The organism is Burkholderia sp. PAMC 26561, from assembly GCF_001557535.2.
Lineage (GTDB): Bacteria > Pseudomonadota > Gammaproteobacteria > Burkholderiales > Burkholderiaceae > Caballeronia.
On record NZ_CP014306.1, the window covers coordinates 2,850,300 to 2,876,335 of the forward strand.

Here is a 26,036-nt window from a genome sequence, read left to right on the forward strand (position 1 = left end):
AGCATGCGCAAGATGCGTTGGATGGTTGTATTTCTTTGCTTCCTTGCTATCGCGATCAACTACATCGATCGTGCAAATCTGGCGGTCGCAGCGCCGCAGATAGAGAAGGCCCTCAATATTGGTCCCGCGCAAATGGGGCTCGTGCTGAGCGGATTTTTCTGGACCTACGCTTTCATGCAGATGCCGTTCGGCTGGTTCGTCGACAAGATCGGCGGACGTATTGCTTTGCCGCTCGCAGTGGGATGGTGGTCCGTATTCACCGCACTGACCGCGGCGGCCACGAGCGTAGCGGGCATGTTCGGCTGCCGGCTGATGCTCGGCGTGGGCGAGGCGGGCGCTTATCCGGCGTGCGTGAAACTCGTCGCGCAATGGTTCAAGCCCGCGCAGCGCGCGTTTGCAACCAGCATCTTCGATAGCGGTTCGCGTGTCGGCTCGGCGCTCTCCATTCCGGTGGTGGCGCTGATCATCAGCAGCTTCGGCTGGGAAGCGTCGTTCATCGCAACAGGCGCGCTCGGAATCGTGTGGGTGCTGGGCTGGTTCGTCCTCTATCGCAATCCCTCGCGCGGTGACCTGACAGGCGAAGAAGGCGCGGAACCCGTGGTTCAACCAAAAGCAACGGGCAAGAAGATCACCTGGTTGTCGCTCTTCAGGCATCGGACACTGTGGGGCATGATGCTCGGCTTCTTCTGCCTGAACTTCGTGATCTACTTCTTCATCACATGGTTCCCGAGTTATCTCGTTCAGACACGCGGGTTCTCGTTGAAGTCGCTTGGCACGCTCGGCATGATTCCCGCGCTGATATCGATCCCGGGCGGCTGGCTCGGCGGCATTGTCTCCGATGGCCTGTACAAGCGCGGCTGGAGCCTCACCAAGGCGCGCAAGACCTGCATGGTCGGCGGCATGTTGTTGTCGTCGGTGATCACGGTGTCCGCGTTCACCACGAGCACGGCATTGATGCTAGCATCGTTCGGCATCGCTTATGGAAGCCTGGCGTTTGCAGCGGCAAGCATCTGGTCGCTGCCCGGCGATGTCGCGCCAACGCCGGATCATGTCGCATCGATTGGCGGCATACAGAACTTTGCCTCGAATCTCGCGGGCATCGTCATTACCACCTTCACCGGTTTCATGGTGCAGCTCACCAAGGGCTCGTTCACTGTGCCGCTTGTCGTTGCTGGCGGTTTCTGCGTGCTTGGCGCGTTCAGTTATCTGGTGATCGTGGGGAAGGTCGAGCCGTTGCATTTACCCGATGACCCGCCGCAGGATCTCGCAGCCACGCAAGGTGCCGGCGGCCACTGAAACGCTCATTTCTATCCCGATATAAAAATCTTCGCGCCGCCGGAAATTTCGTTATATACTTCGTCCCCGATTGATTGAAACGGTTGTGGCGCAAGGCTGGCAGAGGTGTCGTTCAACTCTTCGGCATGTCGTTTTCCGATTCGAATCAAGCGGTAAGCAGCACAAAATGGAGTGGTAGTTCAGTTGGTTAGAATACCGGCCTGTCACGCCGGGGGTCGCGGGTTCGAGTCCCGTCCGCTCCGCCAATATCGTGGTTCACGCAGCATCAAAGCAAACTTCATAGCCCGCACGCAGCGGGCTTTTTGCTTTTCAGTTTTCCCATGGGTCGGCAACTTAGTGGACGCATCGCGATTTGCAGCGAATCGTCATCCAGTATCATTAACGAACCCCGTTAATGACTTAAGCACGATGCCCGACGACCACACGCCTCCGACTTCCGCGCCGCCTCGCATGGCCGATGTAGCGCGCATTGCCGGGGTCTCCAAGATGACCGTATCGCGCGTGCTCGCCGGCAGGCCGGTGGCCGCCGCCACCCGCGAACGCGTGCTCAACGTGGTCAACGAACTGGGGTATGTGGCGGACGCGGCGGCGGGTGCCTTGTCGTCAGGGAAATCATCGTTTGTAGCGGTGCTCGTGCCGTCGCTGTCGAGTTCGAATTTTTCCGATACCGTGCGTGGCATCAACGACGTGATCGAACCGGCCGGCATGCAATTGCTGCTGGCCAACACCGACTACGAATTGCCGCGCGAGGAAGAGCTCGTGCGCGCCATGCTGCGTTATCAGCCGCGCTGCATCGTGCTGACGGGCAGCCATCACACCGAAGAGACGCATTCGCTGCTTGCCCGGGCGCGCATTCCGGTGATCGAAACATGGGACATGCCGGTCGATCCTATCGACCGGGTCGTGGGCTTCTCGAATGTCGATGCATCGCGCGCGATGGTGCGCCATCTCTACGAACGCGGCTATAAGCGCATCGCGTTCGTGAGCAGCGCGTCGAAGCTGGATAGCCGCGGTATCGATCGGCGTCGCGGGTATCTGAAGGAGGTGAGGGCGGCCGGTTGCGAACCGCGCGACATCACCAAAAGCGCATGGACGACGACCATGGCGCACGGCGTTGCAATGGCGCATGGTGCGGCCGCGTTGCAGCAGTTGCTCGAACGCTGGCCCGACACCGACGCCGTCATGTGCGCAAGCGACATCCACGCGTTTGGAGCGGTGATGGCGTGTCATCGGCTGGGGTTGGCGGTCCCGGGGGATATCGCGATTGCGGGCTTCGGGGACTTCGAGGTTTCGCGGCATTGCTATCCGACCATCACGACCGTTTCAGTCGATGCCTATGGGATTGGCCGCGCCACCGGCGAGTCCTTGCTCACGGCACTGGACGAAGTGGAAGGCGATGAAAAGCTCGACAAGACGCGCGGCGTGAAAACGACCGCTGCGACCAGGCGCAAGCCGTCTCCACCCGTCATCGAAATTCACTACGAAGTCGTGCCGCGCGAGAGCACCTAGTGCTCCCGCGTGGCATGCACGAAGCTGGGCGCTTAGTGGTTGTCTTAGTGGTTATGCCGCGACTCGCCCCGCGTTTCGACAATGTTGAGATACAACGTCGCCGGCTCCAGGCATGCGCCGCTGCCTTGCTGCCCGACCATGCTTCTGTAGATCTCTTCCCACGGCGTCATGTTCTTAAGTACGGGCGGCTTCCATGCCGCACGACGCTGCGCGAGTTCGGCCTCGGGGATCATCAGGTCGACCTTGCGCGTCTTCAAATCGATGCGAATCCTGTCACCCGATACGAGCAATGCAAGGCCACCGCCAACGGCTGCTTCCGGCGAGACATTGAGAATCGAAGGGCTCGCCGATGTCCCGCTCTGACGACCATCGCCGAGCGTTGGCAGTGTGTCGATACCGCGCTTGAGTAACGCTGCCGGCGGCTGCATGTTCACCACTTCGGCGCCCCCAGGGAAGCCGACTGGCCCGCAATTGCGGATGACGAGGATCGAACGTTCATCGACACCCATTGCCGGGTCTTCAATACGCGCGTGATAGTCCTCCGGACCTTCGAACACGACGACCTTCCCTTCGAACACGTCGGGATGATCGGGATCGGCGAGAAAGCGCTTGCGGAAGGCTTCGTCGATCACGCTGACCTTCATCACGGCGCTGTCGAAGAGGTTGCCCGAGAGCACCACGTAACCCGCCGATTCCTTCAACGGGTTTTCATAGGCACGGATGACCTCGCGGTCAGGCACGGGGACCGTGGCCAGATCTTCGCCCAGCGTCTTGCCGGTCACGGTACGCACGGAGGCGTCGAGACGGCCGGCATCGAACAGTTCTTTCATCACCGCCGGCACGCCGCCCGCGCGATGAAACGCTTCGCCCAGGAACCGTCCCGCCGGCTGGCAATCGACCAGCAGCGGCACCTCGGGCCCAAGCCGCTGCCAGTCTTCCAGCGTATGGTCGATACCCATGTGCCGCGCAATCGCGATCATGTGGATCGGACAATTCGATGACGCGCCGAGCGCCGCCGCCGCGACGACCGCGTTCTCGAAAGCGCCCTTGGTCATGATGTCCGAAGGCCGCAGGTTTTCGGCGACCATCTCCACGATCCGCTTGCCGGTCGCATAAGCCATCCAGCCACGCTCGCGATGCGGACCCGGGATCGCCGCGCAGCCGGGCAGCGACATGCCGAGCGCTTCGGCGAGCGAGTTCATGGAAAGCGCGGTGCCCATGGTGTTGCAATGCCCGACCGACGGCGCCGACGACGCCACCATATCCATGAATCCCGGATAGTCGATCTCACCCGCCGACAGCCGTTTGCGCGCGTCCCAGATCACCGTGCCGGAGCCTGCGAGCTTGCCGTGATACCAGCCGTCGAGCATCGGGCCGCCGGACAGGACGATCGCCGGAATGTTGACCGTGGCCGCAGCCATCAGGCATGCGGGCGTGGTTTTATCGCAGCCGGTGGTAAGCACGACGCCATCGATGGGATAGCCGTGCAGGATCTCCACGAGCCCGAGATAAGCGAGGTTGCGATCGAGCGCGGCGGTCGGACGCTTGCCGGTTTCCTGGATCGGATGCACCGGAAATTCGAGCGGAATGCCGCCGGCGTCGCGGATGCCATCGCGCACGCGGGTGGCGAGTTCGATGTGATGACGATTGCACGGCGCGAGATCGGAACCCGTCTGCGCGATACCGATGATCGGCTTGCCCGACTGCAGCTCTTCGCGCGTGATGCCATAGTTCATATAGCGCTCGAGATACAGCGCGGTCATGCCGGGGTCGGAGGGATCATCGAACCAGCGGCGGCTGCGAAGACGGTTTTGCGGGGTGTTCGATTGATTCGACATGCTTGTCTGTCCGTTTTATTTGTATGGGGAGTCAGTGATTCGTTCTAGGTTCAACGCGTGGAAAACTCGGTCACGAGCGGCGCGCCACTGAAGAACGCCCTCAAGTTCTCACGCACCAGTTGCGCCATCGCACTGCGCGTTTCGACGGTTGCGCTGGAGCGGTGCGGCTGCAGCACGACGTTGTCCAGCGTGAAAAAACGCGGATCGATTGAAGGCTCGTTCCAGAATACATCCAGCGCGGCGCCGCGAATACGGCGTTCGTTCAGATATTCGAGCAACACGGGTTCGTCGACAATACTTCCACGCGCGATGTTCACCAGAATGCCATCGGGTCCGAGCGCGTCGAACACATCGCGGCTTACCGATCCCTGGCTCTGCTTGTCCGCCGCCGCACAGATCACGAGGAAATCCGATTCGCGCGCCAGGGCCACGGCGCTGTCGCAATACGTGTAGCCGACATCGTCGAACTGGACGCGATCGTGATACGCAATGGACATGTCGAACGCAGCGGCCCGCTTCGCCAGTGCGCGTCCTACACGGCCGAGTCCGAGAACGCCAAGGCGCTTGCCGAACATGCGCGTGGCGAGCGGAATTGCGGCCTTGCCCCATTGAGCGTCGCGCACGAGGCGATCGTTCGCCGGGATCTGGCGCGCAATCGAAAGCATCAGGCCGATGCCCATGTCGGCGACATCGCCAGTCAGCACATCGGGCGTATTGGTCACGCGAATGCCGCGTTTTGCTGCGTGTGCGAGATCGATCGCATCGACTCCGACGCCGTACGACACGATGATCTCGAGCGCCGGCAACGCCTCGATCAACTCGGCGCTTGCGCCGGCTTCGCCGTTGGTGGCGAGCGCGCGAATGCGGGAACCGACTTCAGCGAGCAATGCACCCCGATTGGCGCAATCCGACAGGACGTGCAGCGAGAAATGACGTTCGAGTTCCGCCATATCACGCTCCGGATACCGGACGACTACCAGTAAATCCGTCTTGTGCATGCCATCTCCTCATGTTAGATTCGTTTAATGGTTACCGGTAACCATACCTCACGATGAAACGCATGTCCAGCAGTGGGTGACTTCAAGGTAGCGAGACGATGACGAATTCAAAGGACCGGCCGGAGAAGATTGCTTTTCTTGGGATCGGCTTGATGGGAGAGCGGCAAGCACGCGTGCTGCTCAGGGCGGGCTACGGGCTAACCGCCTGGAACCGTACCCGGGACAAAGCCGAGCGCTTGCGTGCGGATGGCGCGGACGTTGCGGACTCGCCGGCTGAAGCGGTTCGCAATGCCGACATCGTGATTACGATGCTTGCAAACGGCGAGACCGTGCACGATGTTCTGTTCGATCAAGGCGCGGCGCAGGCGTTGAGTGCCGATGCGGTAGTTATCGACATGAGCTCGATCCGTCCCGACCAGGCGATCACGCATGCGCGTCTGCTTGCCGCGCGAGGTGTTCGACATATCGATGCCCCCGTATCAGGCGGCACGAGTGGCGCGGAAAACGCGACGCTTGCAATCATGTGCGGCGGCGATGCAGAGGTCTTCGATCGTGTATCGCCCGTGCTGCGTTGCATGGGGCGGCCTGTGTTGATGGGCGCTCACGGCACGGGGCAACTCGCCAAGCTCGCGAATCAGATGATCGTGGGCACGACCATTGGCGTGGTGGCCGAGGCGTTGTCGCTGGTTGCGAAGGGCGGTGCGAACCCCGCGATGCTGATCGAAGCGCTCGCGGGCGGTTACGCCGACAGCACCATCCTGCGCATCCACGGCCGCCGCATGGTCGACAAAAACTTCGAGGTCAGTGGCCGGTCGAGCTCGCAACTCAAGGATCTTCAAAACGCGTTGCGTGCGGCACAGGACGTGGGCGCGTCGATGCCGTACACCCAACTCAGCGCGCAGCTTTTCACGTCTCTCATCGCGCATCACGGCGATATCGATCACAGCGGAGTCGTGAAGATCATCGGCGATCAGACAGCATGAACAACCGTTTCATTCGATACGTCCGCAGCCCTAACCAATCCGAAGCGGACAATACATACATAAAGAAATAGCCGGGATTCAATCAACCGGCAAACCGATTTGCAAAGGAGACGCAAATGGATCTGCAGCACCCCCCAATACCCGAACTACCTTCGGCGTCGCTCGCCGGTACGCCAACCAAGGCGCCGGTTTCACCACAGCAATTGCGGCGTGCAATCCTCACGGGCGCGGTCGGAAGCGCCCTCGAGTATTACGACTTTGCGATCTTCGGACTCGCGTCGGCGCTGGTTTTCAGTCATATCTTTTTTCCGGCGCTCGGTGCGAAAGCCGGCCTGCTGGCGAGTTTCGGCACCTATGGTGCGGGCTTCCTCGCGCGGCCGTTCGGCGGCCTGTTCTTTGGTTCCATCGGCGACAGGAAGGGGCGCAAGTTCGTGTTGCTCGTGACCATCGCGATCATGGGGACATCGACCATGCTGATCGGACTGTTGCCGAGCGGCACGATCGGCGCGGTATCGCTCGTCGTATTGCGGCTCGTGCAAGGTTTCGGCGCGGGCGCCGAGCAAGCGGGGGCATCGACGCTCATGGCGGAGGTCGCGCCCGTCAAACAACGCGGCTTCTTCGCGGCGCTGCCGTTCGTCGGCATCTTCGCCGGGCTGGGTCTCGCGACGGGCACGTTCAGCATCATGCAACACGTGCTGGGTGAGCAGGCCATACTTGATTGGGCGTGGCGCATTCCGTTTGTATCGAGCGTAGTGCTGATCGGCGTTGCGGTATGGATCCGGTTGCGCTTGCGTGAGAGTCCGACGTTCCTGAGCCTCGAAGGCGCGCAAGCCGTCATCAAGTCGCCGATGAAAACCGTCATCACCCACGCCCGCCGTCCCGTACTCGCCGCCACGCTGATGCGTTTTGCCGAGCAGGGCGGACGACGATCTACACCACAGTCGTCATTGCGTTCCTGGGCGGCACGGTCGCCGCGAAGCTGGGTATGAAGCCGTCCGCGCTGAGTTCGATCGGCACGACAGGCGCGCTGATCGCGAGCATGGCCAGCGTCATCACCACGCCGATGTTCGGCGCATTGTCGGATCGGATCGGGCGTATTGCGGTGTATCGCGGCGGCGCGATCTTCATGCTGCTCTGGTCGGTGCCGTCCTGGTACATGGTGAGCACGGGCAAACCGCTGTGGGTCGACATTGCGATGTTCGGCGGCCTCGCGCTCGGCGCGAACAGCATGCTTGGCGCGCAATGCGCTCACTTCTCGGAACTCTTCGGCAACCGCTACCGGTATTCGGGCGTGGCGCTCGCACGCGAACTGGGCGCGGTGCTGTCGGGCGGACTCGCGCCCTTGCTCGGCATCTACCTGATCGGGTTATCGGACGGTGCGTTCTGGGTCATGGGCGTCTACATGGCAGTGTTGTCGGCGATCACGCTGATTGGCGTGTCCTTGTCGACGGAAACCCGCCGGCGCGACCTGACCTTGCTCGATGACGCCGTGCACTGATTTCGCCGCGCAAAACGTGCCCGGATCATTGTTGCGGATCCGGTTTCAGCGGCACGTTTATCGAGTCCGCGGAGGGGGCCGGAAGGGGAGCAAGAAGGGGGGGCAAGAAGGGCGCGGATGTTATACTTCGCGCGCTTTACAGAGTGCCCGTTCGTTGACCGAGCGTACTTTCAAGGTGCACCGCGGTTCGTCGAATCGTGCAACGCCTTGACTGATAAGGCTCACCGGCAGGAGGTCGCACCTCGTCCACACCGGCCGAATTCACGAGAAAGGCGAACTCCGGTTCGCCTTTTTTATTGCCCGCTGCTGTAACATCGGGCGTTTCGTATTAGGCAGAATCGTCACGCATGCTCGACTTTTTCCGTAACCACCAACGCCTGATGATGGCCCTGTTGATCCTGATCGTCGTGCCGGGATTGGGTATCGTGGGTGTCCAGGGTTTCAGCAGTTTCTTCGACGAAAACGCAAACGTCGCCAGCGTCAACGGCCACAAGATCACGCGTGTCGAGTACGACGGCGCGATGCGTCAACAAGTCGATCGCGCGCGCCAGATGCTCGGTGCGCAGTTCGACCCGAAGATGTTCGAAACGCCGCAAATGCGCGCTTCGCTGATCGACAGCCTCGTTCAACAGCGCGTTCTCGCCGATGAAACCCAGCGCCTGCACCTGACCGCATCGGATCAGGCCGTGCGCCGCGCGCTCCTGGCCGACCCGACGATTGCATCGTTGCGCAAGCCCGATGGTTCGATCGATCTGGACCAGTACAAGCAACTGCTCGCCATGCAGGGCATCACGCCCGAGCAATACGACGAGCGCGTGCGTTATGGCCTGGCTGCCGATCAGCTTCCTTCGAGCATCCAGTCGACCGCGTTCACGTCGAAGACACTGGCGCAGAGCCTGACCGAGATCGCCGAGCAGCGTCGTGACGTGCAGGGCCTTGCTTTGCGCACCGCCGATTACGCCGCGAAGGTCCAGCCGACCGACGCGCAACTCAAGTCTTACTACGACGCGCACAGCGCCGAGTTCACGACGCCGGAATCCGCGAACATCCAGTACCTGGTGATGTCGCCGGCGACCTTGGCGACCGCGATCAAACCCACGGACGCCGATCTCAGGAAGTACTACGACGACAACATCGCGCGCTTCAAGACGCAGGCCGAAGTGCGCGCGAGCCACATCCTGATCACCGCGCCGAAAGACGCGAGCGCAGCCGACAAGGCCAAGGCGAAGGCGCAAGCCGACGCGTTGCTCGCGCAAGTGAAGGCGCATCCGGACCAGTTCGCGCAGATCGCGCAGAAGGAATCGCAGGACCCGGGTTCGGCATCGAAGGGCGGTGACCTCGGGTACTTCTCGCACGGCATGATCGCGGGCGGCAAGGCATTCGACGACGCCGCGTTCGGCCTGAAGAAGGGCGAAATCAGCGGCGTGGTGCAGACGGATTTCGGTTACCACATCATCCAGGCAACCGACGTCAAGCCGTCCGCCACCCAGTCGTTCGACGAAGTGAAGGACCAGATCACGCGTGACGTCACCGCGACGCAAGCCGCGAAAAATCTCGCCGATGAAGCCGAAGGTTTCACGTCGCTCGTCTACGAAAAATCGAAGACGCTGCAACCTGCCGCAGATAAATACAAGCTGCAGATCCAGACCGCGACGGTCGGACCGAAGCCCGACCCGAAGCTGCCGGCCGACAGCCCGCTGAACAACCCGAAGGTCCTGAACGCCATCTTTGCTTCGGACGCGGTGAAGGAGCGCAACAACACGCAGGCTATCGATATCGGCAACAGCACGCTGGTCGCAGCGCGTGTGACGGACTACAAGCCGGCGGCCGTCCCCGCGCTCGACACGATCAAGGACGCAGTGCGCACCAAGGTCGTCGCAGAGCAAGCCGCGGAGATGGCGCGCAAGGACGGCGCGGCGAAGCTTGCCGACGTGCAGAAATCAAACTCGACGACAGGGTTCTCATCGGTGGCAAAGGTATCGCGTAACGACGCGCAAGGCGTGCCGCCCGCAGCGCTCGCCGCGATCTTCAAGGCGGATTCGTCGAAGCTGCCAACGTACGTAGGCGTCGATCTTGGCGCCGATGGTTACGCGATCTACCGTGTGGACGGGATCGAGAAGCCGGAGCCGGTTGCCGCAGACCGCCTGACGGGTGCGCAGCAGCAGGTCGCGCAGGTTTATGCCCAGGCCGAGATGGAATCGTATCTCGACGCATTGAAGGCGCGCTCCAAGGTGAAGATCAATGCACCGGCCACCAACGCGCCGGCAGAGCAGCCGCAATAAACTGAAGCGTACTTACGCGTACGCAACACAAACAAAAGCCCCGCTGGCCAAAACCAGCGGGGCTTTTTTTATCGCTAAAACCTGCTTACAGGCAGGCCTGGATATCGCCAGTGGCGTCGCTGCCGCCCGCGCCAGCGGCACGGAAGCCGACCCACGAACCCGGGCCCGAATAGTTGGGACGCACGACGGCGGCGGCGCCGTTCGGCGGTTGCTGACCCGGAACGTAGACATCGGCTGCCATGTCGTTCGCGAGCGTGTCTTGCGACACCACTTGCTGCTGTGATTTATCGGCCCATTTCTGCGCGATACATTGTGCGACCACCTTGGGCGGTTGCTGGCTCGTGCCGACCTGGCTGACGTTAGCGGGCGGTTGAGCGGCGCAAGCCGAGATCGCGACGGTCATAGCGAGAATTGGTAAATATTTCACGTTACCTCCTTTCAATGCGCTCACAAGCGGAGCCGGGGTTTTTTCAGGGTTACGCGAAAGTCTTGATGCTGAATCGTGGCCTTTCTTCGCGCATGGCTGAAAGCCGGCTGGGCAACGCGTGACGGGGTTTAAACGTGAATCGCTTCAAAAACGGCTAAATCCCCATCATTTCGATGGCGTGCCCAGCAAAGGTCTCAAAACTGGCCAGACGTTATTTAATAGCAAAGGCTGGGCCTGAGGGGTCGGATGAATTTGGTCTGCCTGGAACATTTCAGGCTTGTTCTCCATGCCTGCAAGAAGGAACGGGACGAGCGGCACCTGTTTCTCCTTCGATAACTTTTCGTACACGGCGTGGAATTTTTGCGAGTAGTCCGGGCCATAGTTAGGCGGAACGTACATGCCGACGAGTAAAACCTTCGCATGGACCGCCTGCGATTTCTCGATGATCGTGCGCAGGTTGGTTTCGGTGGTGGCTAGCGGGACGCCGCGTAACGCGTCGTTGGCGCCCAGTTCCACGATCACCACCTTCGGCTTGATCCGGTTGAGTGCGGCGGGCAGGCGGGCGAGGCCGCCGCTGGTCGTGTCGCCGCTGATGCTTGAATTGGCGACGCTATAATCGAAGCGCTCTTGCGTCAGCTTCTGCCGCATCAGGTTGACCCATCCTGTATCGCGCGGCAGACCGTATTCCGCCGATATGCTGTCACCCAGCACCACAATGGCCGGCGCCGCGGGCGCGGCCATTGCGGTATGGGCCAACGCATCGGCCGCTTGTGCCGGCGCCGTGGCCGCGTATCCGACCATCGCCAGCAGCGCCAGTGTGGCGCGTGGTGTCCAGTTCACCTTAAGTCTCTCCATGCCAAACAATATCGAACCAGTCATTGAAGTACGGGGTTTAAGCAAGCGGGTAAAGGACGCGACGGGTGAATTGATCATCCTCGATCAGATCGACCTGTCGATAGAAAAAGGCAGCAGCGTCGCCATAGTCGGCGCATCGGGCTCGGGTAAGTCTACTTTGCTTGGGCTGCTCGCAGGATTGGACAGCGCGAGCAGCGGGTCGGTTCGCTTGCTCGGCCGTGACCTTGGCGCGCTCAATGAAGATGAACGCGCGGCATTGCGCAGCGGGTCGGTCGGATTCGTGTTCCAGTCGTTTCAGTTGATGCCGCATCTGACCGCGCTGGAAAACGTGATGTTGCCGCTGGAGTTGCGTGGCGGCGTGCCGCACAAGGACATCACGTCGCGTGCGCGCGACCTCCTCGAACAAGTTGGATTGGGTCAGCGGACCGCGCACTATCCGAAGCTTTTGTCAGGTGGCGAACAACAACGCGTGGCGCTGGCGCGTGCGTTTGTCACGCATCCAGCCATCCTTTTCGCCGATGAACCCACGGGCAGCCTGGACGCCGCGACGGGTTACGCGATCATCGACCTGATGTTCGAGATGAACCGGCGCAACGGCGCAACGCTGATCCTCGTCACGCACGATACCGAACTCGCCGAGCGCTGCGATGCGACGGTGACAATCGAAGCCGGGCGAATCGTGAACAGTTTGAGCGTATAAAAAACGAAGGGCGTACCAGTCTCAAGTGACCGGAACGCCCCACGCCGCTTAGATGCTCTTCAGTGCGGCTTGCGCCCGCGCGATCAGCGCCGACGTCGACGAATCGTGCTTGGACGGATCGGACTTCGAACTGGTGATATCGGCTTCAACGACCTTGCCGAGAATCTTGCCCAGTTCCACGCCCCACTGATCGAACGAATTGATGTCCCAGACCGCGCCCTGTACCAGCACCTTGTGCTCGTACAGCGCGATCACGGCGCCGAGCGTTTCCGGCGTGAGTGAATCGAGGATGATCGTGGTCGTCGGACGATTGCCCGGGAAGCTCAAATGCGTCGCGAGTTCTTCCTTGCCTTCGCCCGCAACCTTCTTCGCTTCTTCAAGCGTACGTCCGAGCATCAGCGCTTCACTTTGCGCGAAGCAATTCGCAAGCAGCTTGGCGTGATGATCGATGAGCGGATGCTCCGGCTTCAATACCGCGATGAAGTCGACCGGAATCAGCGTCGGGCCCTGATGCAGCATCTGATAGAACGCGTGCTGGCCGTTGGTGCCGGGTTCGCCCCAGATCACGGCGGCGGTCGGGTAATCGACCATGGTGCCGTCGAGCCGCGCCGACTTGCCGTTGCTCTCCATCTCGAGCTGCTGGAGATACGACGAGAGATACCGCATGGCTTGCGAGTATGGCGCGACCATCACGCTTTGCGACTCGAAGAAATCGCGATACCAGATCCCGATCATGCCCATCAGGACAGGCAGGTTGCGCTCGAACGGCGCGGTCCGGAAATGCTCGTCCATGGCATGCGCGCCGGCCAGCAGTTTCTCGAAGTTTTCAGGCCCGACCGAGATCACGATCGACAAGCCGACAGCCGACCACAGCGAATAACGGCCGCCGACCCAGTCCCACATCTCGAAGACGTTTTCGCGCGCGATACCGAACTTGACCACTTCCTCCGGATTCGCCGATACACCCACGAAGTGCTTCGACAACGCGTCTTCCGGGCAGCCGCTCTTCACGAACCAGTCGCGCATGGAACGCGCATTGGTCATGGTTTCGAGCGTAGTGAACGTCTTCGATACCACGATGGCCAGCGTCTCTTCGGCATTGATGTCCTTGAGCACGTTGTAGATATCGGCGCCATCGACGTTGGAGACAAATTCCGTCTTGATCTCCGGCAGCGCGAGGTGCTGCAGCGCGTGCACGACCATCTTCGGGCCAAGGTCCGAACCGCCAATGCCTATGTTCACCACGTGGCGAATGCGCTTGCCGGTGTAGCCCGTCCACGAGCCGTCGCGAACCTTGTTCGCGAACGCGGCCATCTTGGCTTTTTCAGCGCGGATTTCCTTCTGGAAGGGCGAGTTGTCGTCGGTCGCTCGCAACGCCGTGTGCAGCACTGCGCGATGTTCCGTGACGTTGACGATGTCGCCCGCGAATACCGCGTCGCGCTTCGCTGCGACCTTCGCCTGCCCGGCGAGCTCCACGAGCAGCTTGAGCGTGGCTTCGGTGATGCGGTTCTTCGAGAAATCGACGGAGATGCCGCCGCCGTCGAACGTCAGGCGCTCGGCGCGGGACGGTTGGGTGTCGTTTTGCGGCGCGAACCAGTCGCGCAGGCGCTCGTCACGGATGGCATCGTAATGCGCCTGGAGCGCCGGCCAGGCAGGAAGCGAATTGAGCGTCATAACGGTCCGTTTTTAGAAGGTGGCGGAAAGTGTTGATCATCACGCGCGGCCGGACAGGTTTCACATCGACCGCCTAACGCGAGACAACAAGTATAGCCACGATGGATGAACGATTGCTTGCTTGAGCGTAAAGGCGTGCTGCCGGCATGCCGTGTTTAGTTACGTCGGGTAGAACAGGCGGTTGATCAGCGCGCGAACCTTGGGAGCGAGTTCGCCCGCCGTCAGGCCCGCGGGACCTTGTCCCTCGCCGGTCAGCGTCTCGGCGGCAAGCCCGTGCAGATAGACGCCTGCAAGCGCCGCTTCGTACGCGGGCAAACGCTGCGCGAGCAACGCGCCTATCAGTCCGCCCAGCACGTCGCCGGTGCCGCCGGTCGCCAGCGCGGCGTTGCCCGTCGGATTCACCGATACACGTCCATCGGGCGAGGCGACGATCGTGCCCGTTCCCTTCAGCACGGTGACCGCGGTATATCGCGCGGCCAGTTGGCGCGCCGCCGCAATCCGGTCGGCCTGCACCTTCTTTACATCCGATCCCAAAAGCCGGGCCGCTTCCAGCGGATGCGGCGTGAGCACGCACAGATCGCCGCGGGTGCCGCGTTCGGCGACCTTGCCGGCAAGGTTTTCATCGGATGAAATCAGGTTGAGCGCGTCGGCATCGAAGAGTTTTGCGACATCGAGCGCGAGCACGTCTGTCAGCACCTTCTTCGCACGATCGCTCTGGCCCATGCCGCAACCGACCGCCAGCGCGTCCATCTTGTCGAGAGAAAACTGGTCGATGTGATGCAGCATGAGTTCCGGATGCGGCGGATCGTAGGGCGGCGAGTCCGTGCCGATGAACGCCACGTTCACCTTGCCCGCGCCGCTGTACAACGCCATGCGCGCGGCGAGAATGGGCGCGCCGCACATGCCGGTGTCTCCGCCAATGACAGCCAGCGTGCCGAACGTGCCTTTGTTGGTCGCGAAGTCGCGCGGGGGAAGATGCGGGCCGAACAGCGACGGTGCGTTCAGCACCACGGACGGTTGCGCAAGCGGCCCGATGCCCAGATCGGCGATATAAACCTTGCCCGACAGATCGCGTCCGTCGCCGGTGAAAAGCCCCGGCTTCCCGCCGATGAACGTAATCGTGTGCGTCGCGCGCACGGCCTGAGCGCGGCCGTCGTTGCTGCGGCTGACGGGCTCGCCCGTGTCGCTTGACAGGCCGCTTGCAATATCGAGTGCGAGCACGTTGCCGGAAGACTTCGAACGCTTCGACAATCGCGCCGCGACCTCCGCGAAGACGCCCTCGAGCGGCCGTCCAAGGCCGATGCCGAACATGCCGTCGGCGAGCCAGCCGAAGTCATCGAAGGAAGCGGGCACGTCTGCCGTGATCTCGACGCCGGCCTGACGCGCTTCGTTGAGCGCCCAGCGGGCATCGCCGGGTTTGACTTCTACGGGCATGCAAACCTGCACTTCCACACCCGCCTGCTTGAGGCGCGCCGCCATCACCAGCGCATCGCCGCCATTGTTGCCCGGACCGGCGACGATCCAGACAGGCCGCTGCGAACCGCTATCGACGATGAATTGCGCCGCGGCCGCGCCAGCGCGCGCCATCAGCGTATTGGGCGGAAGAGCCGCCGCGGCGCGGTGTTCGAGCGTTCTGAGTTCATCGAGCGTGAGAAGGGCGATTGCGCGGTCGCCTGGCTCGGCATACGGCGAAGTCAGGGAATTGGAAGCGGAGTCGGTCATGGCGGCGGCGTGAAATAGGAGCTTGAACCCGCCGCAATTATTGCGCCCAAATGACCGGAGCGGCCATCTGCGGGTGTCCCGCGTGCGTTCAATACGTCGCCCGCAACGCGGCGCGCGGCATCAGAACCGGTCGATCCTCAACGCCCTGAGTGTTCGTTCAGGCACGTCGGGTTCCTCATGCGAGACAAGCGCCGCGATCAGTCTGGCGGCTCCGCACGCAATACCCCAGCCCGCCGGACCATGCGCCGTGTTGACGAACAACCGCGCGTGCGACGTTGCGCTCACCACGGGCAGTCCGTCCGGCGATATCAGCCGAATCCCGTCCCAGGCCCGTGCGGCGGATACTTTCGCTGCGCCCGGAATCCAGTCGTGCGTTGCCTGGCCAAGCAGCGCAAGCGCGCGATGGGTCAGGCTTTCGCTCATCGGCTTGCTGGCCTTGGCGATGCTTTGCAATACCGCGCCGCCGGTCACGCGCATGCGCTGGTTGATTCGCGTCATCGCGATGCGTTTCACGGAATCCACGATCGTCAGGTGGGGCGCGCGCTCTTCGTAAGCTATCGGAGCGGTCAGCGTGTGCAGTCGAAGAGGATGCAGGGGCAACGAGATTCCCAGCGTGGCCAGCAACGCCGGCGTCCCGGTGCCGGCCGCCACGACGATGGCATCGGCGCCGATCAGCTCCACTTCGCGAGATCTGCCGCCTTTGCCATCCAGTGCGCCGCTAAGCGGCGCCAGTTCGACCGCGGCGCGTTGAGCCTCGACGCGAATGGCGGTCACCTCGCGGCCCAGCCGGAACTGGACGCCGTCGTCCTCAAGCACTTGCTTGAGCAGCTTGGTGAACAACGGGCAGTTGGCCGTGCGCGCGTCAGGCAGCAGCACACCGCCGGCAAGCGGCGGATCTTCCGGTATGGATGGCTCCGCGGTGACGCATTCCTGCGCGGTGAGCAGCCGGTGCGGCGTTTCGAAACTTTGCATCAGCTTGATTGCCGCATCTGTCAGTTCCAGATCGCGCTCGTGCCGGAACACGTGCAACACGCCGGTACGCTGTTCAAAGTCGAGCGGGAATTCAGCCTCGATTTCCGCGATGGCATCGCGGGAACTGTCGACCAGCGGCCGCAATGCGCCGTATTGAGTGGCAAAGCGGTGCGGATCGTGAAATTCCGTGAGCTTCTTGGCGAATTCGCGTGTTTCCGAATCGAAGCCGGGTTTGAACACGACACCCGTTTTCGCAGCACGGCGCGTTTGCATGAAAGTCGGCCCGAACCAGACGTCGAGCGGTGAGGGCAGGATGGCGCCGCCGTGACCATAGGTCGCGCCTTGCGCGACGGTGGCATGGCGCTCGACCACGCAGACGCGGTGCCCGGCCGCACGCAACTGATACGCGGTGGCGATGCCGCCGATTCCGCCACCGATGACAATGACATCCATGATTCGTTTTCGCCCGAAGGCGCAAGACCTTGACTGGTTCACGAGCCGGCGGCCGCATGAGCGCGGGCGTCCGGACCACTCGACCCGGGCGTGGCGCCCGGACCGCCGGAAATCTCGTAAGAGAGGCGAGCCGGCGCATTGATACCGCTTTGCTGCACGGGTAACCGGTGCGCCGGGTTGGGAAAGCGCGCCATGATAGCGCCAAACGCGCCCGGCCGGGACGCCGCGGGGCGGGGTGAAACGGCCAAACGCGCTCTGTGCGGCCGATCAGCCGGGCGCATCGAGGCTTCGGGCGTGCATCGCCGGGGACGGTCAAAAAGTATCGCGTCGTCTTTGAGAGATTGCCGCGGGCCGTTCCCGCCGTTTCACGCATGGCCGCGAGGGCGTTTTCGAGACACTTCCGGGTTATAATCCGGGTCTTCCCATCGCCAATTGCGGCAATCCCGCAAGCGGCTCCGACGTCTTTCGTCCCGACGTCTTCTCAGCACCGTGACAATGGCCCACTTCTCGTGTTTCCCCGGCGCTTCGGCCCTCTCTGATTTCCGTCAAACCCGCCTGCTCGAAACACTGACGCGCATCGACCCGAATATTGTCGGCGTGCGCGGCCAGTTCCTGCATTTTGTGAACTCGGTCGAACCGCTCTCCGACGAAGACAGCAACCGCATCCACGCGCTGATGCATTACGGAACACCGTTCGATGCCGGCAGCGAGCGCGGCGCGCAAGAAACCTTCATGGTCGTGCCGCGTTTCGGAACAGTGTCGCCGTGGGCCAGCAAGGCCACCGACATTGCGCATCATTGCGGGCTGACGCAGATTCGCCGGATCGAGCGCGGTGTCGAGTACACGGTCCTGCTGAGAAGCGGCTTGCTCGGCACGGGCATCGGCGGCAAGAAGGCCTTGTCCGAACAGGCGCGCACCGAAGTGGCCGCCGCGCTGCACGACCGCATGACCGAAAGCGTAGCGCCATCGCGCGATCACGCCGTGCATCTGTTCGATGAACTGCCGGCTCAACCGCTGCAAGCCGTCGATATCCTCGGCCACGGCCGCAGCGCGCTGGAAACGGCGAACATGGAACTGGGCCTCGCGCTCGCCGACGATGAAATCGACTACCTGGTCGATTCATTCAAGCACTTGCAGCGCAATCCCACGGACGTCGAATTGATGATGTTCGCGCAGGCCAACAGCGAGCATTGCCGCCACAAGATTTTCAACGGTCAGTGGACCATCGACGGCGAGCCGCAGGACATCTCGCTGTTCAACATGATCCGCAACACCGAGAAGCTCAATCACGCCGGCACCGTCGTCGCGTATTCGGACAACTCGGCGATCATGGAAGGCGGCACGGCCGAGCGCTGGTTCCCGCGCGGATCGAGCGAGCATTACGGGCGTCACACCGAACTCACGCACACGCTGATGAAGGTCGAGACGCATAACCATCCGACCGCCATTTCGCCGTTTGCAGGCGCTGCAACGGGTTCGGGCGGCGAGATCCGCGACGAAGGTGCGACCGGCCGCGGCGCGCGCCCCAAAGCGGGTCTGGCGGGCTTCACGGTCTCCAACCTCGATCTGCCCGATGCACGCCAGCCATGGGAAAACGCCCGCGACAGCGCCGTGCCGGTGCCGCAGCGCAACCCCTCGGACAATAACGAACCGTATGGACGGCCGGAGCGGATTGCTTCGCCGTTGCAGATCATGATCGACGGCCCCATCGGCGCGGCCGCGTTCAACAACGAATTCGGCCGGCCCAATCTGGGCGGCTATTTCCGCGCATATGAACAGAACGCCGCAGGGCGCGTGCGCGGTTATCACAAGCCGATCATGATCGCGGGCGGTATCGGCAATATCTCGGACCAGCATACGCACAAGATGGATCTGCCGGCGGGATCGTTGCTGATCCAGATCGGCGGCCCGGGCATGCGGATCGGCATGGGCGGGGGCGCCGCGAGTTCGATGGCGACCGGCGCGAACACCGCGCAACTCGACTTCGATTCCGTCCAGCGCGGCAACCCGGAAATCCAGCGGCGTGCGCAGGAAGTCATCAATGCGTGCTGGCAGTTGGGCGCGCAGAACCCGATCCTGAGCATCCACGATGTGGGCGCGGGCGGGTTATCGAATGCATTCCCCGAACTGGTCGATGGCGCCGACAAGGGCGCGCGTTTCGAATTGCGCCGTGTGCAACTGGAAGAGTCGGGCTTGTCGCCGCGCGAGATCTGGTCGAACGAAGCGCAGGAGCGTTACGTCCTGGCAATCGCGCCGGAAAGCCTGCCGGCCTTCGAAGCCATCTGTACGCGTGAACGTTGTCCGGTCGCTGTCGTGGGTGTTGCGACAGAAGAGCGCCAGCTCAAGCTGATCGACGACGAGAAGAACGCCGATCAGGCGCTCGAACCCGTCGACATGCCCATGGAAGTCCTGCTCGGCAAGACGCCCAAGATGCATCGCGATGTCAAGCGCGAAGCGCTGGCGTTCGAACCCGTCGATGTAACCGGCCTGGTGTTGTCGGAGGTCGCGGTGAGCGTGTTGAAGCACCCGACAGTCGCCAGCAAGTCGTTCTTGATCACCATCGGCGACCGGTCGGTGGGCGGCACGACGGCGCGTGACCAGATGGTCGGCCCGTGGCAAGTGCCCGTCGCCGATTGCGCAATCACGACCATGGATTACGCCGGCTTCCGCGGCGAGGCGATGACCATCGCCGAGCGTACGCCTTTGGCCGTGATCAACGCGCCCGCGTCGGGCCGCATGGCCGTCGGCGAAGCTGTGACGAACATTGCTTCGGCGCCCATCGAATCGTTGAACAAGCTGAAGCTCTCCGCCAACTGGATGGCCGCATGCGGCAGTCCAGGCGAAGACGCAGCGTTGTTCGACACGGTGAAGGCCATCGGCATGGAGTTGTGCCCGGCGCTGGGTATCAGCATTCCGGTGGGCAAGGATTCGCTGTCGATGCGCACCAAGTGGCAGGACGCAACGGGCGTGGCGAAGGAAGTCGTGTCGCCGGTGTCGCTGATCATCTCGGCGTTCGCGCCGGTCGAAGACGTGCGCCGCCAGCTCACGCCGCAATTGCAGCGTGGCACGGATACCGTGCTGATTTCCATCGACCTCGGCCGCGGCAAGAACCGCCTTGGCGGGAGCATTTTGGCGCAGGTCACGCAGCAGATTGGCGACGCTGTACCTGACGTCGATGACGCCGAGGACCTCAAGCGTTTCTTCAACGTCATTCAATCGCTGAACGCGGCGGGCAAATTGCTTGCGTATCACGATCGTTCCGATGGCGGCCTGTGGGCGACCGTGTGCGAAATGGCATTCGCGGGACACGTGGGTGTATCGATGAACGTGGACATGCTGATCCTCGATCCGACCCACGAATCCGATTACGGCGATGCCAAGGACTGGGCGAAGCAGACCAGTGGACGTCGTGAGGACCGCACCATTCGTGCGTTGTTCTCCGAGGAACTGGGTGCGGTGATCCAGGTCCGTCTGTCAGAGCGCGATGCCGTGCTGGCCGCGTTGCGCGAACATGGACTGTCTGCGTGTTCGGAAGTCATCGGCAAGCCGAACGATCGTGACGTCATCGAGATCTATCGTGACGCGAAGAAGGTCTTCGATGCGCCGCGCCATGAATTACAGCGCGCGTGGAGCGAAGTGAGCTGGCGCATTGCACGGTTGCGCGACAACCCCGCGTGCGCCGACGCCGAGTACGACGCGTTGCTCGACGCCAACGATCCGGGCATTTCGCCGGTTCTCACCTTCGATCCGGCGCAGGATGTCTCGGCTCCGTTCGTTGGCAAGGGTACGCGTCCGCGTGTCGCGATCCTGCGCGAGCAGGGCGTGAATTCGCATCTGGAAACAGCTTACGCGTTCGATCGTTCAGGGTTCGACACCCATGACGTTCACATGAGCGATTTGCTGGAAGGGCGAGTCACGCTGGCAGACTTCGCGGGTGCGGTTGCGTGCGGCGGGTTCTCGTACGGCGACGTGCTGGGTGCAGGCGAAGGCTGGGCCAAGACGATCCGGTTCAATCCGCGTCTCGCCGACATGTTCGCCGAGTTCTTCGGCCGCACGGATACCTTTGCGCTGGGCATCTGCAATGGTTGCCAGATGATGAGCAGCCTTGCATCGATGATTCCTGGCGCCGACGCATGGCCCAAGTTCACACGCAACAAATCGGAGCAGTTCGAGGCGCGGCTTTCATCGGTTGAAGTGCAGAGTTCGCCGTCGATCTTCTTTGCCGGAATGGAAGATTCGCGGCTTCCGGTCGCCGTTGCGCACGGTGAAGGCTTTGCAGATTTCTCGCAGCAGGGCGACAAGTCGAACGCCCTGGTCGCAATGCGCTTTGTCGATAACCAGGGTGCCGCGACCGAGCGGTATCCGTTCAATCCGAACGGGTCGCCGGAGGGCATTACGTCGGTGACCACACCGGACGGACGCTTTACGGTGCTGATGCCGCACATGGAGCGCGTGCACAGGAATGTGCAGATGAGTTGGACGCCAAACGACTGGACCGCCGATGCCAGCCCGTGGCTGCGTGTGTTCCAGAACGCCCGGCGCTGGGTGGGTTAAGGCGCAGTACGAAAAAAAGCCGCTCGAAGATCATCGAGCGGCTTTTTTTACGTCTGCACTAAAGCGTTGCTACTTGATAACCGCTTTCTTGCGCAAATCCTCTTCGAACGCAGCCAGCTTCTCCTGCTGGATCTGCTGCGCAATCTGCGCCTTCACCTGCTCGAGCGGCGGCGGAGCGACATCGCGCACATCGTCCAGACGGATGATGTGCCAGCCAAACTGCGTCTTCACCGGCGTATCCGTCATCTCACCCTTCTTCAACTTCTCAGCGGCCGCACCGAACTCCGGCACGTAAGCCTGCGGGCTAGACCAGTCCAGGTCACCGCCGTTCTTGCCCGATCCCGGATCCTTTGAAAACTGCTTCGCCAGGTCTTCAAAGCTCGCGCCACCCTTGATCTTTGCGATCAGATCCTTGGCCTGTGCTTCGTTATCGACCAGGATGTGATGCAGGTGGTATTCCTTGCCGCCACCGGCCTGCTTGACCATATCGTCGTAACGCGCCTTGATCTCGGCATCGGTCGGCGCATTGGCCTTCACGTAATCTTCGATCAACGCACGCAAAACCACCGTCTGCTGGGCCACTGCGATCTGCGCCTTCACGTCGGGACGCGTGGCGATACCGCGGCGGGCCGCTTCCTGCATCAGGATTTCGCGATTGACCAGTTCCTGGCGCACGGCCGCCTGCAATTGCGGCGTGTCCTGCTGGCCTTGCTGGACCAGTTGCGCCACGAGGGCGTCGACACGGGATTTGGGAATCGGTGTGCCGTTGACCACGGCAATGTTCTGAGCGAAAGCAGGCGCTGCCGCGAACGCGGCCAGCAATACCCAAATACGGGGGTTTTTTAGAATCATCGATGGTTCCTGATCAGGACGAGGGCTGGAAATTCTGGAATGAATTGAAGGTGTCTCGAACACGTAAGTCCGCAGCAACCCCGAGGGCTATTCGAACTGGTCTGCGAATTCTTCAGGCGTGTAAGCCTTGATGGCAAGGGCGTGAATGCCTCGCCGCATCTCGTCGGCCAGCGCATCATACACTAGCCGGTGCCGCGCCACGCGTGGCTTTCCGGCGAATCCTGCGGCCACGATGGTCACCGTATAGTGGCTTCCCGCCGACGCCCCGGCGTGCCCGGCATGCGCTGCGCTGTCGTCATCGATATGAACGGATTGCGCGTTGAGCGCCGCATTCAGCCGCGCTTCAAGGTGCGCGATCTTGCCTTCGGCGGACGCGTTGACGAAGTCATCTGTGGAGGTCGGATCGCTCATTTGCCTTCATCCTCTTTCATGTACTTCGCGAGCCACAAACTCTGCGCGACGATAAAAACGAGCAAGCACCCGGTCGCGCCGAACAGCTTGAAGTTGACCCATTGGTCGGTGGTGTAGTTGTAGGCCACGAACAGGTTCACCACGCCGAGGATCGCAAAAAACACGGCCCACGCGAGATTCAACTGGCCCCACACGCGATGCGGCAGCACGATCTGCTTGCCCATCATCGCCTCGATGAGATTCTTGTTGAAGATGCCTTGTGACACGATCAGCGCGCCGGCGAAAAGCCAGTAAAGCGCGGTGGGTTTCCACTTGATGAACGTATCGTCATGCAGCACGAGCGTTGCCCCACCGAACACGACCACGACGCCCAGGCTCACCCACAGCATGGGATCGACCTTGCGATGCCGGAACGCAACCCATGCAATCTGCACGAGCGTGGCGACAATCGCGACCGCGGTGGCGGTGTAGATGCCCCAGATCTTGAATGCGACGAAGAAGAGGAGGATCGGAAACAGATCGAACAGAAATTTCATGTCGTTGGGACGGGGAGGGGCATCGAATTGGAAGCGCAAGTGCGACGGACGTGCCCGGGATCGGATCGGATTCGGAGCCGGCACGAAACGACGCGCGCGTTTTTAGGGTGACCGTTAGTAAGCAGCCACTGAAGAAGCGTTGACAGTGGCCAGAAAAAAGGCGGCTTACCTGAGTAAGCCGCCCTTGTACTTACTTGGGTTCGAATTGTAGCGCAGCCGAGTTGATGCAGTAGCGCAGGCCGGTTGGCGCCGGGCCATCTTCGAAGACGTGGCCCAGATGCGCGCCGCAGTTATTGCATTGCACTTCGATGCGCAGCATGCCGTGCGCGCGATCCGTCTTTTCCTTGATGACTTCGCCGTTGATGGGCTTGAAGTAGCTCGGCCAGCCGCACCCGGCGTCGAATTTCGTGTCCGATTCGAACAGTGGCGTGCCGCAGCACACGCAGTCATAGATGCCGCGTTCCGTGTGATCCCAGTATTCGCCTGTGAACGGCCGCTCGGTGGCGGCGTGGCGCGTGACCTGGTACTGGATATCGGTCAGCTCCTTCTTGTACGTGGCGTCGTCTTTCTGCAGCGGTGCAGCGGGTTCCTTCGCGAGGTCGTCTCGGTTCATCGTTTATCTCCAGAGCGGTAGAGCGGCTTTGATATCCGGCTCAGGTATTTTGGGGCGGTTTCAGGAAGAACAACTCACTTCCAGGTCGCTTGCCCAGTCGGGCGGCAGTCCGGCGTAGGCTTCGAACTCGGGTTGTTCATCAAAAGGATGGCGCAGCACCCGTGCCAGCCGCTCGACTTCCGAAAAATCCTTTTCCTTTGCAAGGCGTATGGCGTTTTCGGCCAGATGATTGCGCAGGATGAATTTCGGATTTACGGCGTTCATGGCCGCGGCACGTTCTTCGTCGCCGCGTGTTTCCTCCGACAAACGTTGCCGGTACTCGTTCGCCCAGACATCGAAAGCGCCGCGATCGAGGAACAGATCGCGCACGGGTGCGTCGCCGGAAGCATCTGCCCTGCGCAGTTTCGCAAGGTTGCGGAACGTCAGTGTGAAATCGGCGCGATTCGCGTTCATGACTTCGAAGAGGCGATTGGCCAGTTTGTCATCGCCGTCCCGGATTTCGGCCAGGCCGAGTTTCGCGCGCATACGCTGTTCGAGCGCCGGTGCAAACCGGTCCCTGAAGCCTTCCAGGACACGCTGCGCATCCTCGATGATTTTTTCGTTGCGCGCGTCCTCGCCATATTGCGGGCCGAACAGCGGCACCAGCGCCTGCGCAAGACAGAAGAGGTTCCAGTAGCCAATCTGCGGCTGCATCTTGTATGCGTACCGGCCCTGCGAATCCGAGTGATTGCAGATGTGATTGGCGTTGAAGCCATCGATAAACCCAAACGGCCCGTAGTCAATCGTCAGCCCGAGGATCGACATGTTGTCCGTGTTCATCACGCCGTGGCAGAAACCGACGGCTTGCCAGTCCGCCATCAGGTCGGCGGTGCGCAACGTGACTTCGCCAAGGAGCGCGAGATACGGGTCATCGGCTTCGCGGCATTGCGGATAAAACCGGTCGATGACGTGATCCGCGAGCTTGCGCAATTCGTCCAGCCGATCGTTCGTGTAGAAATGCTCGAAGTGCCCGAAGCGCACGAAACTCGGCGCGACACGCGTCACGACGGCCGCCGTCTCCATGGTCTCGCGGCGTATCGGCTGGTCCGATCCCGTGACGCACAAGGCGCGTGTGGTCGGAATGCCAAGATGGTGCATGGCTTCCGAGCAGAGATATTCGCGGATCGATGAACGCAGGACCGCGCGGCCGTCGCCCATGCGCGAATATGGCGTGCGTCCCGCGCCCTTGAGCTGCAGTTCGAGCCGTTTGCCGTCATGTTCGATCTCGCCAAGGCCCATCGCGCGTCCGTCACCGAGCTGTCCCGCCCAGACGCCGAACTGATGGCCCGAATAAACCGATGCATACGGCAGCTCATCGGCGGGCAGATCGCGCGTGGTATTGCCCGTGAAATAGTCGATAAACGCCGGATCCTGCGCGTGAGTCGAGTTCAAGCCGACATTGAAGCCGAGCTCGGCAGCGGTATCGGCGGAGAATCCGACCAGATAGGGCGCGGGCAAGGGCGAGGCGGGCAGGCGGGTGAGGAACGCGGAACCGAGCGCGACGAATGAATCACGCCGGTCGGTTTCGATCGACCCGATCAGCTTGCTTACCGGTCCCGAACTCGCATCCGATATCGCGTGCGAGTCCGTCAATTCGGCTTCTGCAGCGGCACTGACAGCCATACCGCTTGGGGAAAACGACATATTGAGCACCTCATGGTTAACCGATATTGTAAATCCGCGCCCGCGCCGCTGCTGGAGCCCGCTCTTAGCCTTATCCGCGTTGGCTTTGAGACAAAATCAGATATTGCTTAGTCGAGAAACACTCAACAAGAAACACCCAGCATCAAATCCCGTGCATCCGGACTTGTGAGGAACTTGCCC

At 61.8% G+C, this 26,036-nt stretch carries 21 protein-coding genes and 1 tRNA gene; 9 read left to right on the forward strand and 13 right to left on the reverse strand.

The window, feature by feature from the left end; genetic code table 11:
• Positions 1-3 precede the first annotated feature (3 nt).
• From AXG89_RS13170 to AXG89_RS13180, 3 genes are all read left to right on the forward strand, one after another.
• Positions 4-1,296 carry an MFS transporter gene (locus AXG89_RS13170; protein ID WP_062169902.1) on the forward strand — a complete coding sequence of 431 codons (1,293 nt, stop codon included), beginning with the start codon at positions 4-6 and terminating at the stop codon, positions 1,294-1,296.
• A 168-nt stretch (positions 1,297-1,464) separates the two neighbouring features.
• A tRNA-Asp gene (locus tag AXG89_RS13175) sits at positions 1,465-1,541 on the forward strand.
• A 163-nt stretch (positions 1,542-1,704) separates the two neighbouring features.
• Positions 1,705-2,805 (forward strand): LacI family DNA-binding transcriptional regulator, encoded by a 1,101-nt coding sequence (locus tag AXG89_RS13180; RefSeq protein ID WP_075357747.1) that lies wholly within the window; start codon positions 1,705-1,707, stop codon positions 2,803-2,805.
• A 44-nt stretch (positions 2,806-2,849) separates the two neighbouring features.
• On the opposite strand, the gene AXG89_RS13185 is transcribed toward AXG89_RS13180, so the two are convergent.
• Positions 2,850-4,643, reverse strand: coding sequence for an IlvD/Edd family dehydratase (locus AXG89_RS13185; protein ID WP_062169903.1), 1,794 nt, complete (start codon positions 4,641-4,643; stop codon positions 2,850-2,852).
• Positions 4,644-4,693: 50 nt separating this feature from the next.
• The gene (locus AXG89_RS13190; protein WP_062169904.1) at positions 4,694-5,641 is read right to left on the reverse strand and encodes a 2-hydroxyacid dehydrogenase; all 948 of its coding nucleotides are present in this window, start codon (positions 5,639-5,641) and stop codon (positions 4,694-4,696) included.
• 98 nt (positions 5,642-5,739) lie between these two features.
• Here AXG89_RS13190 and AXG89_RS13195 point away from each other — a divergent pair, with 98 nt between their 5' ends.
• The 4 genes from AXG89_RS13195 to AXG89_RS13205 all read left to right on the forward strand — a co-directional run bounded on the left by AXG89_RS13195 (position 5,740) and on the right by AXG89_RS13205 (position 10,404).
• Positions 5,740-6,624: an NAD(P)-dependent oxidoreductase gene (locus AXG89_RS13195; RefSeq protein ID WP_062169905.1), complete on the forward strand. Its 885-nt coding sequence runs from the start codon at positions 5,740-5,742 to the stop codon at positions 6,622-6,624.
• 116 nt (positions 6,625-6,740) lie between these two features.
• Positions 6,741-7,613 (forward strand): MFS transporter, encoded by an 873-nt coding sequence (locus AXG89_RS42735; protein ID WP_205583048.1) that lies wholly within the window; start codon positions 6,741-6,743, stop codon positions 7,611-7,613.
• Positions 7,610-8,122: a hypothetical protein gene (locus AXG89_RS42740; protein WP_205583049.1), complete on the forward strand. Its 513-nt coding sequence runs from the start codon at positions 7,610-7,612 to the stop codon at positions 8,120-8,122. Before AXG89_RS42735 ends, AXG89_RS42740 begins: the two co-directional genes overlap by 4 nt.
• Positions 8,123-8,469: 347 nt before the next feature.
• The gene (locus AXG89_RS13205; RefSeq protein WP_062169906.1) at positions 8,470-10,404 is read left to right on the forward strand and encodes a SurA N-terminal domain-containing protein; all 1,935 of its coding nucleotides are present in this window, start codon (positions 8,470-8,472) and stop codon (positions 10,402-10,404) included.
• An 85-nt stretch (positions 10,405-10,489) separates the two neighbouring features.
• Here the strand turns inward: AXG89_RS13205 and AXG89_RS13210 are convergent, their stop codons facing one another.
• Positions 10,490-10,831: a hypothetical protein gene (locus tag AXG89_RS13210; RefSeq protein ID WP_062000838.1), complete on the reverse strand. Its 342-nt coding sequence runs from the start codon at positions 10,829-10,831 to the stop codon at positions 10,490-10,492.
• A 165-nt stretch (positions 10,832-10,996) separates the two neighbouring features.
• Positions 10,997-11,686, reverse strand: coding sequence for an arylesterase (locus AXG89_RS13215; protein WP_062169907.1), 690 nt, complete (start codon positions 11,684-11,686; stop codon positions 10,997-10,999).
• Between AXG89_RS13215 and AXG89_RS13220 the strand changes: the two genes are divergently transcribed.
• Entirely contained in the window at positions 11,685-12,386 is a 702-nt protein-coding gene (locus AXG89_RS13220) for an ABC transporter ATP-binding protein (RefSeq protein WP_062169908.1), read from the forward strand. The genes AXG89_RS13215 and AXG89_RS13220 overlap by 2 nt on opposite strands.
• A 48-nt stretch (positions 12,387-12,434) precedes the next feature.
• On the opposite strand, the gene pgi is transcribed toward AXG89_RS13220, so the two are convergent.
• The 4 genes from pgi to AXG89_RS42125 all read right to left on the reverse strand — a co-directional run bounded on the left by pgi (position 12,435) and on the right by AXG89_RS42125 (position 17,401).
• A complete protein-coding gene (gene pgi / locus AXG89_RS13225) occupies positions 12,435-14,060 on the reverse strand; it encodes a glucose-6-phosphate isomerase (RefSeq protein ID WP_062169909.1) in 1,626 nt (541 codons plus the stop codon).
• Positions 14,061-14,219: 159 nt separating this feature from the next.
• Complete coding sequence (locus tag AXG89_RS13230) at positions 14,220-15,782, reverse strand: NAD(P)H-hydrate dehydratase (RefSeq protein WP_062169910.1); 1,563 nt, start codon at positions 15,780-15,782, stop codon at positions 14,220-14,222.
• Between the two features lie 120 nt (positions 15,783-15,902).
• Positions 15,903-17,207 (reverse strand): FAD-dependent oxidoreductase, encoded by a 1,305-nt coding sequence (locus AXG89_RS13235; RefSeq protein ID WP_062169911.1) that lies wholly within the window; start codon positions 17,205-17,207, stop codon positions 15,903-15,905.
• Positions 17,208-17,245: 38 nt separating this feature from the next.
• A complete protein-coding gene (locus AXG89_RS42125; protein WP_162916053.1) occupies positions 17,246-17,401 on the reverse strand; it encodes a hypothetical protein in 156 nt (51 codons plus the stop codon).
• A gap of 301 nt (positions 17,402-17,702) precedes the next feature.
• Between AXG89_RS42125 and purL the strand changes: the two genes are divergently transcribed.
• Positions 17,703-21,761 (forward strand): phosphoribosylformylglycinamidine synthase, encoded by a 4,059-nt coding sequence (gene purL, locus AXG89_RS13240; protein ID WP_062169912.1) that lies wholly within the window; start codon positions 17,703-17,705, stop codon positions 21,759-21,761.
• Between the two features lie 69 nt (positions 21,762-21,830).
• On the opposite strand, the gene AXG89_RS13245 is transcribed toward purL, so the two are convergent.
• The 5 genes from AXG89_RS13245 to AXG89_RS13265 all read right to left on the reverse strand — a co-directional run bounded on the left by AXG89_RS13245 (position 21,831) and on the right by AXG89_RS13265 (position 25,856).
• Positions 21,831-22,613: a peptidylprolyl isomerase gene (locus AXG89_RS13245; protein ID WP_061999338.1), complete on the reverse strand. Its 783-nt coding sequence runs from the start codon at positions 22,611-22,613 to the stop codon at positions 21,831-21,833.
• Between the two features lie 87 nt (positions 22,614-22,700).
• Positions 22,701-23,024: a BolA family protein gene (locus AXG89_RS13250; protein WP_061999339.1), complete on the reverse strand. Its 324-nt coding sequence runs from the start codon at positions 23,022-23,024 to the stop codon at positions 22,701-22,703.
• Entirely contained in the window at positions 23,021-23,560 is a 540-nt protein-coding gene (locus AXG89_RS13255) for a septation protein A (protein WP_062169913.1), read from the reverse strand. The genes AXG89_RS13250 and AXG89_RS13255 overlap by 4 nt, the downstream gene beginning before the upstream one ends.
• Before the next feature lie 190 nt (positions 23,561-23,750).
• Positions 23,751-24,173, reverse strand: a complete 423-nt coding sequence (gene msrB, locus AXG89_RS13260; RefSeq protein ID WP_062169914.1) for a peptide-methionine (R)-S-oxide reductase MsrB — start codon at positions 24,171-24,173, stop codon at positions 23,751-23,753.
• 60 nt (positions 24,174-24,233) lie between these two features.
• Entirely contained in the window at positions 24,234-25,856 is a 1,623-nt protein-coding gene (locus tag AXG89_RS13265) for a protein adenylyltransferase SelO (protein ID WP_061999341.1), read from the reverse strand.
• Positions 25,857-26,036: the final 180 nt, after the last annotated feature.